Genomic DNA, 14,880 nt, shown 5'->3' with positions numbered 1-14,880 from the left:
AATTGAATATATAATAATATTTTTATGCTATTAGCAACTAATTCACAATTTATATGAAACAATTATTAATACTACTATTATCTTTTTATAGTGTTTTTTCATTTGCACAAACTACTATAAAAGGTACAGTAAAAGACCAACAAGGAGAGCCTATCCCAGGAGCCAATATTATTCTGGAAGGAACTAGTTCTGGGGCATCCACAGACTTTGATGGAAACTTCAATTTAGTTACATCTTTAACAGGGGAACAGACTTTACGAGTTAGTTTTATTGGTTACAAAACTTTCACTGAAGTAATACAACTAGATGGAACTACTCTTCAAAAGGATATTGTTCTACAAGAAGGAGGAGATGTACTTGATGAAGTAGTACTTACAGCATCTAGTACATTTAGATCACAAAAAAATGCACCATTATCTATAAGTTCGTTAAAACAGAAAGAAATCACTAAGCTTTCTGCGAATAGCCAAGCTGATATTATTAGAAGCGTACCAGGAGTTACCGCAGAAGGTGGTGGTGGTGAAACAGCTACAAACGTATTTGTTAGAGGACTACCTTCTGGTGGTCAGTATGTATTTAATCCATTACAATATGATGGAATGCCATTAATGAGTACGTTTGGTTTAAACTCATCTGCTCATGATGTATATGCAAGACCTGATATTGGATTTAAAGGATTTGAATTTGTACGTGGAGGTGCAGCTGTATTATATGGTGCTGGATCTGTAGCTGGTATTTTAAATTATACTAGTAAAACTGGAGATACAGACGCTAACAATATTATCAACCTAGAATGGGCCAACGAAGGGCGCTTAAAAACAGATTTTTATACTGGAGGACGTTTAGGTGGGGAAGAATCTAATACCTATTATGCGTTCACAGGTTTTGTAAGATATGATGAAGGACCTATTGTTACTGGACTACCTACCAAAGGAGCGCAGTTCAGAGGAAATATTAAAAAGAAATTTGAAAATGGTTCTTTAACAGTTCACGGTCAGTTTATAAATGATAATGCACAATTCTTCTTACCCCTACCTTTAGATGGCGCTACACGTTCTCGATTAAAAGGAAATGATGGTGAAGAGGTATCTCAATTATTATCTGGCGAATTAGCTAATACTTCTTTTAAAACTCCAGGAGGAATTTATAATAGTCCTATAGAAGATGGAGTATCTACCAAAGGTGGATATGTACTTGCTGATTTCAATTATAATTTTACTGATGATTTAAAACTTAAATCTAAAATACGATTTGCTGAGTACGAACACAACTTCGCTTTATATATTGGAGGAAATGGAGATAATAATAACCCCATTACTTTAAATGAATATGTAAATAACGTTGCGCCAGGAAACACTGGATTCACAGCTACTTACCAAGGAAGTACAGTGCCTGTTAATGGTAATGATTTAGTACTAGATAATTTACATATAGACCGTTTACGTCCTATGACAGATTATGCTGGTGAGGCTGCTTTAGTAAAGAAAATCACAACTGATACCGGAAGTCATGCTATTACTCTGGGTACTTTCTTAGCGCGTACAGAAGCAGAAGATGTAAACTTTCAATACAGAGTATTATCTGAATTCAATAATAATCCAAGATTGATAAATTTAAACTATTCAGATGCTACTGGAAGCAATGTGGTTTATTCTCAAGGAGGGCTATACAATAGAATTGGTATGACTAGTAATCGATTCTTATCACAAAATAGAAGCGCATTTTATATAACTGATGAAATGGTATTTGATAAATGGCGTTTTGATGTTGGATTCCGTATAGAGTCTACTGATGGTATTTTTAGTGATGGTAATATTGTAGAAGAGCAAGTTTATGATAATCCTGAATTAACTGCGGAATTAGCTAACGTACGTTATGCTGATGGAAGTTTCACAAGAGCATCTGTATCTGCTACGGATTGGGCTGTTTCTTTAGCTGGTTTATATGAATTAAATGAAAAAGTAAACTTATATGCTAACTTTTCTAAAGGGTATTTCTTTCCACAATTAAGAGGTTTTGCTCCAATTTCAACAGGAGTTACGAATAGTAAATACGATTCTGAACAAATTATACAATTTGAAGCAGGTGCTAAATATGGAAGTGAAAAACTTTCAGGATCTTTTGCTGCATATTATGTAGGATTAAGTGATCGTATTCGAATTACGCAAGGATTTAATGCTGGACAGTTGGTTGACTTAACTAGATCTGCTCAAAATACCGCAACTATTGGTATTGAAGCAAACTGGGATTATAAGTTTGTGGATAATTTAAGCTTTAGAGGTACTCTTACGTACCAAGATCATGAAATCACTAAAAACGTAGATGAAGATTTAGTAAGTGGTGGTAGCACTACAATAAATGAAGGTAATAAACTAGCAAGGCAACCAAATTTTATTACAGCATTAGGATTACATTATGATAATAAAAAGTTAGATGGTGTATTTACTTTAAACTATACAGGAAGCAAATTTGCAGCAGATAACAATACTGTTGAATTAGATCCAATATCTATTGTAAGACTTGGAGCAGGATATACTTTCGATTTAAATGAGAAAGACAACCTACGTTTAGGATTCTCAGTCTTTAATTTATTCGATACTGATGGCGTTACGGAAGGAGACCCTAGAAACGTAAATCAGGCTGGTGATGCAGAGTTTTTCTTTGGTAGACCTATTTTACCAAGAAGGTTATTCTTAACCGCAACCTTTAATTTTTAATCTTATTATTTGTTAATAATCCCCCTTTTTAACTAAAGCATTGGCTTAACCCCCTTACTGATGGATAAGCCAATGTATTTTATTCATTATTTTATGAAACATCACGAATTAATTACGAAAGCTCAAGAAGTTTTAAATAATAACTATCAAGAAAAAGGTTTTACTATTCCTTGTCAAGGACTGTATCCTTTTCAATGGAATTGGGATTCTGGGTTTATAGCCATTGGTTTTGCACATTTTGATATGGAAAAAGCCAAAAAAGAAATTAAGACATTAATAGATTCGCAATGGTCTAATGGATTTATACCACATATCATTTTTCATAATGAAAGTGACACCTATTTTCCTGGTCCAGATTTTCATAGATCTGACCTAAGTAAACTTTCAAATACTTCCGTACCTACAACAGGTATGACACAACCACATATATTAGGTTTTGCACTGGAACGTATGTATAAAGTAGCAGAAAATAAAGAAGATGTATTACAGTTTATTAAAGAAAATATTGATGCGATATATGATTTCAGTATGTATTTCTATAATCATAGAGATCCGTTAAATGAGGGATTGGCCTATATTTATCATAATTGGGAATCTGGAACAGATAATTCTCCTATTTGGGACGATATTTGGAGTACTATGGATTCACCTTCTTTAGAATTTCAACGAAGAGATACAAGTCATGTTGATGCTTCTCAAAGACCTAGTAAAAGAGAATACGATCATTATCTACATATTATAGAAATAGCCAAAAAATATAATTATGAAGATGCTAAAATTGCCGAGTTCTCTCCTTTTTTAGTCCAAGATCCTTTGTTTAATGCTGTTTTAATAAGCTCAAATAAATCGTTAATTCGTTTGTATGAACTTATTGGAGGCAATGAGGAAAAAGTAACACAGTTAAAACATTTAACTGCAAAATCTATTCACAGTTTTAACACGAAACTCTTTGATGAAGCTTTAGGTGCTTACTGTCATTATGATTTAAGGACAGGTAAATTATTACGCTATGTGAGCTCTTCATCTTTTAGTCCACTATACGCAGGTATTCCTAGTAAAGAACAAGCAGAAAAGCTAGTCTACACCATGATGAAAAAGTTTGGTAAAGATGATCAATACTTATGTGCTTCTTTTGATCCCACACACGAGAGATTCAATCCTAAGCAATATTGGCGAGGGCCAGTTTGGATTAATTTAAACTGGCTATTGTATCATGGTTTTAAAAACTATGGTTATAAAGACATAGCGGAACGCATCAAACAAGAATCGATAGAAATTATTGAAAAAAATGGTTTTTACGAGTATTTCGATGCAAGGAAAGAAGCACATAAAGATAATACTGCTGGATATGGTGGTAATAATTTTTCTTGGAGTGCAGCACTTTTAATAGATTTATTAAGCGAATAATCTACCTAATACACCTAAATTTATAAACATGAACTGGCTAGACTACACACTTATCATCATTTATCTCTTTGCATTTATTGGGATGGGATATTTTTTTAAAGAAAATAAAACTTCTAAAGATTATTTCTTAGGAGGTAAAAGTCTAGGTTGGTTTCCCTTAAGTTTATCTACTATGGCCACTCAATTATCAGCCATAAGTTTTATTTCTGCTCCTGCCTTTGTTGGTTTAAAACAAGGTGGTGGAATGAAATGGTTAACCTTTGAATTCGGAGTGCCTTTAGCCATGATAGGTATCATGTTTTTTATTATTCCGCCTTTATATAAATCCGGCATCGTAAGTATTTATGAATATCTCGAAAAACGTTTTTCTACCTCTACTCGAAAACTGATTAGTTTAGTATTTCAAATTAGTAGGGCATTAAGTACTGGAGTTATGGTATTTACTATGGCTTTAATTATTCAAGCAGTTGTTGGAATTAGTTTTCATCTTACTTTGTTAATCATTAGTATTGTTACCTTAATTTATTCCTATCAAGGAGGTATGAAAGCAGTAGTTTGGGGTGATGCTATACAAATGATTATTTTATTTCTGGGCTTAATTATTTGTTTAGGAGTTGGCTATTATATGCTGAAAGATATTGGTCCGTTCCAAGGTTTTGATACTTCAAGATTACAAGTAATCGAACTCAACAATTTAGGTATTTATAACAATGAAAACTATGGGTTTTGGCCTATGCTTTTAGGTGGATTGTTCCTATACCTTTCTTATTATGGAACTGATCAAACACAGGCACAACGCTTACTGTCTGCAAAGGATAGTACATCTATTAAAAAGCTATTAGTAGCCAACGGATTATTACGTTTTCCTGTAGTATTTGTATACTGTATAATGGGATTGATCGTTGGTTATTTGGTTAATAACATTCCGGAGTTTTATGATAGCATTGTTGAAACCACAAAAACACATTATCCTGCAGAATATGCCAGAAATGGAATTAAACCCGATTTAATGATTCCTGTATTTATTACCAAATACTTACCTAATGGTTTTATTGGGATTTTAATGATTGGTATTATGTCTGCTGCAATGTCTTCTTTAAGCTCAACTATTAACTCTTTAAGTGCTGTAACTATAGAAGATTTTTTTAACAATAAAGGAGAGTTATCAGAAAAAAAGTATCTTTTTACTTCTAAAATATTAGTAGTGTTTTGGGGTGCTGTATGTATTTTAGCTGCTTATTTATTCGGAAATAGTCAAAGTACTGTAATCGAAATTATCAACTCTATCTCCTCTTTGTTTTATGGTCCAATCTTAGCCGCTTTTATCTTAGCCATTTTCTTTAAAAAAGTAAATCATATTGGTATGAACGTTGCCATTATAAGCTCAGTAACCATCAATCTTATTTTTAAATACCTACCTGAAATCACTTATTTTATAAGTCAAGGAAACTTTTATGATGGAACAGAAAACATTCACCAAGCTCTAGCAAATATTGGAATTCATAATGTCCCTGATTTATTCTGGATTTGGTATAACTTAACTGGTTTTGTTATAGCTGTACTATTGGCCATTTTGGTTAGTAAAGTCACTTCTAACATTCCTGCTAAACAAGTAGAGAATACAAGTTATAGTGTCAATTTACAATCAATTTTTACTCGTGAAACAGCAATTTTAGGAGGGTATTTTATCCTTATCGTAATTTTTAGCATATTTATTCCACAACTATTTAGCTAAATCTATTTCTATGCGAATTGTTATTGCTCCAGATAAATTTAAAGGTACTCTTACTTCTTTTGAATTTTGTGATATTTTTAAAAATACACTACAAGAGTTTAGTCCAAATACTCACATCCAACTACTTCCATTAGCTGACGGTGGTGATGGTACTATTGATATTGCACAATATTATTTAGGTGGAAGTTTTATTACCAAAGAAGTACAAAGTGCCTATTTTAATACCATTAAAGCTAGTTATTTGTATGCTGAAACCACAAAAACAGCTTTTATAGAAATGGCTGAAGCTTCTGGAATGAAGGCTTTAATCAGTGATCATTTAAATGTTAGAAAAGCAAGTACGTTTGGTACGGGTGAACTTATTATTGACGCCTTAGATAGAGGAGCTGAAACCATTATTATCGGATTAGGTGGTAGCGCTACTAACGATTGTGGTATTGGAATGGCAAATGCTTTAGGATATGAATTTTACGACAGGCAAGAGAATCTCGTTCATCCTATTGGAGAAAATCTCGCGAAAATTGAAAAAATAACTTCAACAAATATACATCCTAGATTACATCATGTAAATTTTAAAATAGCCTGCGATGTAACCAATCCTCTATACGGCCCTAATGGTGCTGCTAATGTGTATGCTAAACAAAAGGGAGCATCTGATAAAGATATTGCTGTATTAGAAGATGGAATGATTCATTTTTCTAGTGTATTAGATCGTCATTTCGATACCAAAACACAAAGTATTGTAGGTGGAGGTGCTGCTGGAGGTATGGGGGTTGGATGTCATATATTTTTACAAGGCGAACTTATTTCTGGTTTTAGTTTACTAAAAGATTTGGCCAATTTTGAAGAAGCCATTCAACACGCTGATTGGATTATTACGGGTGAAGGTCAATTAGATGAACAAACCAAAAATGGAAAAACTATTCAAGGTATACTCCAAGCTAGAAACCCTGATACTAAAGTTGCTGTTTTCTGCGGACAAGTTTCATTAACGAATGCCGAGTTAACAAACTTTAAAATCGACTATGCTAGAGATATCATAAGTATAGCCACAGATATTAACGATGCCTTTACCAATACCAAACAACACTTAAAGCACTTGGCAGAAACCTTTGTAAAAGAAAAAATATAGTACTTTAGTTACATAAATATACTTTATTATGTATCGACTATCTCTTATTTTAGGTTTATTATTAGTAAATAGCTTCTTTGTTAACGCTCAAAATATTACAGGGCAACAATTATTAGAAAAAGCAATTGCTTATCATGATCCAAATGGAAATTGGGATGCATTTAAAGGAACATTACATGTTACCATGACAACGCCTGATGCATCAAAAAGAGACAGTAAGATTCAAATTAATTTACCTGAACAATTCTTTGCCGTGGAAGCAAAAAGAGGAGAAGACACTACAACATATACTATAAAAAAAGATAAGTGTACCATCGCTTTTAATGGTAACGAAAATCTTTCCGAAGCTGTTTTAAAAGAGAAAAAACTAAGTTGTGAGCGTGCCAATCTCTATAAAAACTATTACACATACCTGTATGGACTTCCAATGAAATTGAAAGACAACGGAACTATTATTCATGATAAAGTAGAAAAAAGGACCTTTAAAGGAAAAGAATATCTCGTTTTAAAAGCTACTTATGAGGAAGGTGTAGGTAAAGATACTTGGTACTTCTACTTTAATCCAAAAACTTATGCCATGGAAGTCTATCAGTTTTTTAAAGCAACTAAAGATAGTGGAGAATATATTTTACTTTCTGAAGAAGAAATCATTAACGAAATTAAAATGCCTAAGGTAAGAGCTTGGTATTACAACAAAGATGATAAGTATTTAGGCACAGATACACTTTCAAAAAAATAAGAGATTGTCTGAAAAGACATTTGAAATGTTATTACAAAGAAATGCAACAGATGAAGCAATCTTTGTCTTAAAAACGAGATTTTCGTTATTCAATTAACAGATTACTTCTTTACTTCACTATGTTTCGTTCATCGTAAAGACATAATTCATTAATTTAAATCTAAAAGATTTCTTCATTTTCTATGTTTTTCACGACAGTCAATAGATTAGAAACGAATACTTTCTAGACAACCTCTCATAATATTAGTTATCGAGTTGATAAAAAATAAGGTTCTGGATATGTTTTAACTGGTAAACCTGTACTCAAACAAAATGCGATATTGGTCACTAAAGAGGCTGCCAAATATGAACCTACCACTAACTGAGGAGGAGTAATTTTTTTAGATTTTTCTTTATACGTTTCATAGAAATCATAAAACCAAGATAAATCTAGATCCTCTCTATTCTCGAAATAATTCAACATATTTTGGATCAATACCAATTCAAACCTTCCTGTACTTCTAGCAACATCATAGATTTGTTCACTTGTTGGTGTTACTACGTAAGCTGCTCCTGCCCAACCAAAGTTTAACGGGTGAATTACAGGAATTCCTAATTCTTTACAACACTCATCAAAAACAAAAGGTGTTTGTAACGTATCAAAATCAATTGCATTAATAGCTATATCACATCCTTCAACATAATCCTTGATGGTTTCTGGCTCAAGAAATACATGATGATATACTACTTTCGCATTAGGATTAATGGCATGTAAACGTTTTGTAATTGAGGCTACTTTTGAGTTTTGAATATCATTCTCTGTATAATTCTGTCTATTTAGGTTTGAAGTTTCTACCTCATCTCCATCAATAAAAACAAAATTCTCAAAACCCAATCGTAACAAAGCTTCAGCAATTACACTTCCTAAACCTACACCTCCAAATACGATTTTAACATCTTTAATTCTATCTTGTTGTTCAGGAGTTATGTACAATACATTTTTATGATACCTAGCTTCATCATGCATTTCTGGTATCGCTTTTTTATCTATCATCTTCCTTTATTAGTTTTTATTGAAATTCGTAATTTATTTCTTCTGAAAGCCATTTTCTTATGGCTTTAGACCTTAACATTACTGGATAAGTAGGACTGCCTAAAAAATCTTTCTTTTCTCCAATAATTTCCATGTGAACTCCTATATCATCAAAAATTTTATGAATTAATACATCGGATTCCGCTAACATTAAATTATCTGGATGTTCTGCTATATAGCTTAATGAGTGAATTAGTAAGTTTTTAATTACCTCTTTGCTTGAAACCTCATATGTAGTTTTCAAAAGATCAGAAGCAATGGCTAATCTTCCTAAATGCCATATGCTATTGACTGGGAAGTTTTGTTGATTCACAAAATCGTCAACGTTAATGTCAAAATCTTTCTCAATAGAAAACTGTTGTCCTACTCTTTTACTCACTTTTATAGTCCCTAAAAATTGATCATCCAAATTTTTAAAAGCGAAGTATACAGAATCTTTAAATTGATCTTTATCAGACTCAAACATCTCCTGTTTTACTGTAACATCAGGTTCCCAATTATACTTTTTCTGATAATGAAATGCGTACTTTTCATACACAAAGTTTGAGAGTTTCTCTAAGTTATTGTATCCAACTTTATAGAGATACATGTTTTTATAGACATCTATAAGCTCATCATTTATAGTAAAGTTACCCTCCTCTAACTTTTTATACATTTGGCTAAGACATTTTTTATTTTGCGCCGCAAAAATACTTTGTTGTAATAGAAAAAAAATCACCCGAAATGGGTGATTTTATAATGGTGTATTTTTCTTAAACATACTTTAATAATTTTATAACTCAATCAAGTGCATCTGTAAAACAACTATTAACTTTTTAAATAAAAACTGTAATTAGTTTTGATCTGACTTAAAGTTTATCGCCATTAAATGTTTTACGTTAACAACTTCACCGTCTAATTTTCCAGGTATAAACTTTGGTAATGATTGAATCAATTTTGAAGCTTCTTCTTCTAATAATCTACCTCCAATTGGTCCTAAAGCTACTATGTTTTTAACTTTCCCTTGAGTGTCGATTACAAAACTAGTCCATACAATACCCTCTATCCCTTCATTTTTTAAGGTTTCAGGGTATGTTAAGTTATCACTAACGTATCTTTCTAAAACCTCTCTTAAGTTTCCTGTATACACTGGATTATTTTTAGACATTACTAGCACTGGCTCTTGAGTTACTTCCCCTAAATAAACATCTTTTGCTTTTACTTCTTTAGTAACAACTTTGTTTTTTTCCGCATCTATAGCTTTTAAATTTTTTCTAAGTTTATGATAATAGTTAGTTCTTCTAGTTCTAAGATATCTTTTGGTACTTTTTTTAGGTAATGTAACCTCAGTATTTTCTTTTTGAGATATACATTTATCAATAGAGTTTAATTCCATTAGTAAATCATCTTCTGATGATGAACTCATACACACGTTATTTTGTGAAACAAGTAATGCATTTGATACTACAATACAGCCTAAAATAAATATTCTCTTTAAAATCATAATAATCGGAGTTTAACGGTTGATGAAATTTTGTGTTACTATTTTCTAATAACACTACAAATGAAGTTCAATCGAAGAGTATTCCTGTACTTAAACTGTGTGAAGGGGAAAAAAAGCCTTTAAAAAGGAATAAAATAGGGTGAAATTTTTAGCATATCATCAAAAAAAGCCAGTAAAAATGGGGTTTTGTCAAAAACTCAACACATAACTAAACTTATTCTCAAATAGGAATAATATCATTTAATCTTTCGAAAAAAAGTAGTGAAATGCTACTTTAAATTGCTAAATCAGATGAAATCTAAGTTTATTCTATGGACGAAATAAAGTAATAGTATCAAAATTACACTAGCCCTTCTACACCTCGGATATTAAATAATTTTTATACTTTTACCAAAAATGCTAGAAATCAAATTGCTATATTACCATGTTACAAAACATAGACCTAAAAAACATTCTGTTTTTAGATATTGAAACTGTTCCAGAACAAGAAGACTGGAATACTATTACTCAAGAAAAACAAGTACTCTTTGAGGAAAAAACAAAATACCAAAGAAAAGGCGAATTCACTTCCGAAGAGTTTTATGAAAGAGCTGGTATTTGGGCTGAGTTTGGTAAAATCATTTGTATTTCTGTCGCCTACTTTATTGAAAAGGATGATCATCGTCAATTAAGAGTAACTTCTTTTTCCAATACTAACGAATATGAATTGCTCATTAACTTTAAAGAGTTACTTGACACTCATTTTAACCTTAAAAAACACCTACTGTGCGCACATAACGGTAAAGAGTTTGATTTCCCTTACATTGCACGCAGAATGATTATTCATGGAATAGAACTTCCTGAAAAGCTTAATTTATTCGGTAAAAAACCATGGGAAATTCATCATTTAGACACTTTAGACTTATGGAAGTTTGGAGACTACAAACATTATACTTCTCTAAACTTACTTACCCATATTTTAGGGATTCCTTCTCCAAAACAAGATATTGATGGCAGTCAAGTAGCTAATATTTACTATAAAGCACAAGATTTAGATCGAATTATTCGTTATTGTGAACAAGATACCATAGCTGTAGCGCAATTGCTATTACGTTTTAATAATTTACCCATTTTAGAAAACAAAAATATTCAGCATATACGTTTACAGGTAAAATCTAAATATCAAACTCAATAGAAAATTTAAAAATATATGAAAATTGCATATTCACTACTTATTGGTCTACTTGTAATTATTTCTTGTAAACAACAACAAAACACACCAAAGAAATTCGACGCAGAATTAACAAGTCAACTATACTCGCAATTAATAGCTAACTTCAAATCCGCTATTGGGTTTAAAGAAAGTCATTTAACAGAGTTGTTAACTGATATTAGTATTCCTGAATTGAAACAAGGTAAATCTGTGGAGAAAAAAATGCTTTTCGAAAATTTTCAATGTGAATGTTACGATCAAATGAAACTATCCTATTCTAATACCGACAATAGATTTATTTTACATGTTTATGAAGAATTTTTCAATAAAAAATTAGACTGGTGCCCAGAAAGCTCATCTACATATTCCTTTGAAATACTAGAAAATAAAATATCAGGTCTAAAATTAGATTTTTCCGCTGATTAATTTATATCCTAAAAATCTTCAGGTTTTAGTAAATTTATATTGACTAACCATCAATCTATTTAAAACTAAAACCAATGAATTTTGTTAAACTAGATCATTTTTATGTAACCATATTTTCATTCCTATGTTTAATGAATAGTTATGGTCAAGTTAAAAACACCTCAGCACAACAGTACAAAAACCACTGTAGTGGTTGTCATGGTAAAGATTTGAGTTCTTTTGTAGAAAGAAAATGGATATATGGTAATTCTCCCGAAGAAATTATGAACTCGATAACCATTGGAAACGAGAATAACGGAATGCCTGCTTACGGTAAAACATTTACCAAAGAAGAAATAAAAAACTTAACTGATTATATTCTTACTGAAATTGAAGGAAAAACTTTACAAGGTTTAGAAGCTCAAAATCCAGATTTTCAAAAAATAATTATTTCTGACGATTTAAATTTTCGAGTAGACGTTATTTCTGATCAACTAAATGGAATTCCTTGGGGAATGGTGCAATTACCTAATGGTGATTTTTTAGTAACAGAGCGCGATGGAAAACTATATAAAATCGATACAAAAGGTCAGTTAACTACCATTTCTGGTGTGCCGAAAGTTGTTGCTAAAAGGCAAGGTGGATTATTAGATATCATACTACATCCTGATTTTAAAAAGAATAACTACCTCTACTTATCTTATTCTAAAAAACATCCTAACAAATCAAATAAGCAAACTACTGCCGTTTGTCGTGCCAAACTTGTTGATGGTCAATTAATCGAATGTGAAGATATTTTTGTGGCATTACCTTATCGTACTACAAAACATCATTATGGCTCTCGTTTATTATTTGATACCAAGGGCTATTTATACATTTCCATTGGAGATAGAGGTGGTAGAGATAAATATCCACAGAAACTGGATAATTTTTTAGGAAAAATCCATCGAATACATGATGATGGTAGTATTCCAAAAGATAATCCTTTTGTGAATAAGGAAGGTGCCATTCCTTCCATTTATGCTTATGGGATTCGAAATCCGCAAGGGTTAACTATTCATCCAGAAACTAAAGAAATTTGGGAAGGTGAACACGGACCAAAAGGTGGGGACGAAGTAAATATTCTAGCACCTGGACATAACTACGGCTGGCCAGAAATTACATATGGTATCAATTATATCGGTACTCGTATCACCAAATACACCGAAAAAGAAGGCATGGAACAGCCTATACATTATTGGGTCCCTTCTATTGCTCCTTGCGGTATGACGTTTCTATCTAGTGATATATATGGAACATGGAAAAATGATTTGTTTGTGAGTTCACTAAAATTTGAATATTTACATCGTTTAAAAATGGATGGAAATAAGATTATTAGCGAAGAAAAACTACTTGAAGATATTGGTAGAGTTCGACATGCTTATGTAGGTAATGATAACTTCTTGTATGTTCTAGTAGAAGGTCCTGGACGATTGCTGCGTATTATTCCTCAGTAAATACGGTTTTTAGTCATTAATCACCCGTGATTCTTATCAATTTAATTTAGTCTTTATTTATTATAAATCAAACAAATACCTAGTTATAGGTATGGTTTTCAGTCGCTGTTTTTTTCAAATTGCATGATGTAATTTTAACACTAAATATCATGGAAAATTTAAAAATTGAAGACTTCATCAATAAGAAAATCAAACCGATAAGAATCATTGCTACTAATGAAGGTGAAACAGACTCTTCTGAAGGCACTTGGCAAGATTTTATCGAAGTAAAAGTTCCTTGTTTACTAAATATCAATGCAGTAGCTAAAGCTCACTATTCAGGTCCTGTTGTTAACGCAGGAATTTGTTTGAACATTTTTTTAGATGAAAAACTTATAGCTTCAGATTTTAGTTTTGAAGGAGAAAGTGGTCAAATCGGTTTTTCTTCATCTGCTTCTACTACAGTATTTCTTGAACCTGGCAAAAGATATAATTTAAAAGTAGACAGAGCAGATATCCGTACAAACTCCAACTTTTATTTACATGTCAATTATTTTGCTTTGTATGCAGAAAAAGCGAATATCATTGAATAAGTTTTACGTAATTATTTGTATTTTATTCTTTTAAAAATCTTCTATCCTAATCATAAAGTCAACTAAACTCACTCAATATGAAAAAACAACTACAACAATTAGGGGTTCTTCTAATCATTATAGTAACTTTTTCAAGTTGTTTAAACTTGAAGCATGTTAATGACTTTTCAACAGCATCATCTGAAAGTATCAAATCATTTGAAACACTTAATTATAGTTTCAAACAAAGCTGTATTGACAAATGCATCAGTAAAAATATAAATGCTTTAAAAATAAACAGTAATGAATGTAATTGTGCTTTAGAAAAAGTAGCTGATAGTATTACTTTAAAAATATATGCTTCCATAAATGGTTATTTTAAAGGGCTTTCAAAACTTTCTGATAATGAACTTACAGCATATAAAACAGAAGATTTAGAAACTGCTTTAATTGAAGGTGATTTTGGACCAATTAAAATAGAGGAAAAACACGTTAGATCTTACTCTCAAGTTGCTAAAGTTTTAATGCGAGCATTTACTGATACGTACAGGAAAAATAAAATCAAAGAGTACATTAAAGATGCTAATGCACCTATTAAAGAGTTAATTACATTTTTAGATTTTAATTTATCTTCAAATTTATCTGGAAAATTAAACGTCAAAAAAGATAGAGTCAAATCTGACTACTTTGATCTTTTAAATGATAATTCACTTTCAACCATAGAAAAAAGAAATTCATTACGTGAATATTACGCTAAACTAGATGAAATCAAAAATCAACAAGAAAAAATAGCATCATACTCTAAATCTTTAACTAAAGTAGCTGAAGGACACCAGAAGTTATTTGATGATGTAAATAAACTAACTTCAAAAGAAATAAAGCAAGCACTTTTTCAATATGCAAGTGAAGTAAAGCTACTAATTTCTGAATTCAAAAAAATAAAAGAATAAC

General features: G+C 31.4%; 13 protein-coding genes. 10 read left to right on the top strand and 3 right to left on the bottom strand.

The window, feature by feature from the left end; translation table 11 throughout:
• Positions 1–53 precede the first annotated feature (53 nt).
• The 5 genes from BVC87_RS06015 to BVC87_RS05995 are packed head-to-tail and all read left to right on the top strand — an operon-like array spanning position 54 to position 7,730.
• On the top strand, positions 54–2,717 hold the full coding sequence (locus BVC87_RS06015; protein ID WP_075341453.1) for a TonB-dependent receptor: 2,664 nt from the start codon (positions 54–56) through the stop codon (positions 2,715–2,717).
• Positions 2,718–2,777: 60 nt separating this feature from the next.
• Positions 2,778–4,124 carry an MGH1-like glycoside hydrolase domain-containing protein gene (locus BVC87_RS06010; RefSeq protein WP_234974643.1) on the top strand — a complete coding sequence of 449 codons (1,347 nt, stop codon included), beginning with the start codon at positions 2,778–2,780 and terminating at the stop codon, positions 4,122–4,124.
• 28 nt (positions 4,125–4,152) lie between these two features.
• Entirely contained in the window at positions 4,153–5,859 is a 1,707-nt protein-coding gene (locus BVC87_RS06005; RefSeq protein ID WP_075341452.1) for a sodium:solute symporter family transporter, read from the top strand.
• A 10-nt stretch (positions 5,860–5,869) separates the two neighbouring features.
• Complete coding sequence (locus BVC87_RS06000; protein WP_075341451.1) at positions 5,870–6,991, top strand: glycerate kinase; 1,122 nt, start codon at positions 5,870–5,872, stop codon at positions 6,989–6,991.
• A 28-nt stretch (positions 6,992–7,019) separates the two neighbouring features.
• A complete protein-coding gene (locus tag BVC87_RS05995; RefSeq protein ID WP_075341450.1) occupies positions 7,020–7,730 on the top strand; it encodes a DUF6503 family protein in 711 nt (236 codons plus the stop codon).
• Between the two features lie 247 nt (positions 7,731–7,977).
• Here the strand turns inward: BVC87_RS05995 and BVC87_RS05990 are convergent, their stop codons facing one another.
• The 3 genes from BVC87_RS05990 to BVC87_RS05980 all read right to left on the bottom strand — a co-directional run bounded on the left by BVC87_RS05990 (position 7,978) and on the right by BVC87_RS05980 (position 10,207).
• Positions 7,978–8,763 (bottom strand): HesA/MoeB/ThiF family protein, encoded by a 786-nt coding sequence (locus BVC87_RS05990; RefSeq protein ID WP_083629312.1) that lies wholly within the window; start codon positions 8,761–8,763, stop codon positions 7,978–7,980.
• A gap of 16 nt (positions 8,764–8,779) precedes the next feature.
• On the bottom strand, positions 8,780–9,457 hold the full coding sequence (locus tag BVC87_RS05985) for a hypothetical protein (protein ID WP_075341449.1): 678 nt from the start codon (positions 9,455–9,457) through the stop codon (positions 8,780–8,782).
• 177 nt (positions 9,458–9,634) lie between these two features.
• On the bottom strand, positions 9,635–10,207 hold the full coding sequence (locus tag BVC87_RS05980) for an energy transducer TonB (protein ID WP_159439326.1): 573 nt from the start codon (positions 10,205–10,207) through the stop codon (positions 9,635–9,637).
• Positions 10,208–10,709: 502 nt separating this feature from the next.
• On the opposite strand from BVC87_RS05980, the gene BVC87_RS05975 reads away from it, so the two are divergent.
• The 5 genes from BVC87_RS05975 to BVC87_RS05955 all read left to right on the top strand — a co-directional run bounded on the left by BVC87_RS05975 (position 10,710) and on the right by BVC87_RS05955 (position 14,879).
• Positions 10,710–11,459: a 3'-5' exonuclease gene (locus BVC87_RS05975; RefSeq protein ID WP_075341447.1), complete on the top strand. Its 750-nt coding sequence runs from the start codon at positions 10,710–10,712 to the stop codon at positions 11,457–11,459.
• Between the two features lie 15 nt (positions 11,460–11,474).
• Complete coding sequence (locus BVC87_RS05970) at positions 11,475–11,903, top strand: hypothetical protein (protein WP_075341446.1); 429 nt, start codon at positions 11,475–11,477, stop codon at positions 11,901–11,903.
• A 74-nt stretch (positions 11,904–11,977) separates the two neighbouring features.
• Complete coding sequence (locus tag BVC87_RS05965) at positions 11,978–13,378, top strand: PQQ-dependent sugar dehydrogenase (protein WP_075341445.1); 1,401 nt, start codon at positions 11,978–11,980, stop codon at positions 13,376–13,378.
• Between the two features lie 149 nt (positions 13,379–13,527).
• Positions 13,528–13,950, top strand: coding sequence for a hypothetical protein (locus BVC87_RS05960; protein ID WP_075341444.1), 423 nt, complete (start codon positions 13,528–13,530; stop codon positions 13,948–13,950).
• 77 nt (positions 13,951–14,027) lie between these two features.
• Positions 14,028–14,879: a hypothetical protein gene (locus BVC87_RS05955; protein ID WP_075341443.1), complete on the top strand. Its 852-nt coding sequence runs from the start codon at positions 14,028–14,030 to the stop codon at positions 14,877–14,879.
• The last annotated feature ends 1 nt before the right edge of the window (position 14,880 follow it).

This window comes from Tenacibaculum agarivorans, assembly GCF_001936575.1.
Lineage (GTDB): Bacteria > Bacteroidota > Bacteroidia > Flavobacteriales > Flavobacteriaceae > Polaribacter > Polaribacter agarivorans.
The sequence above is the reverse complement of the archived record's forward strand: the minus strand, read 5'-3'. Positions and strand labels throughout refer to the sequence as shown.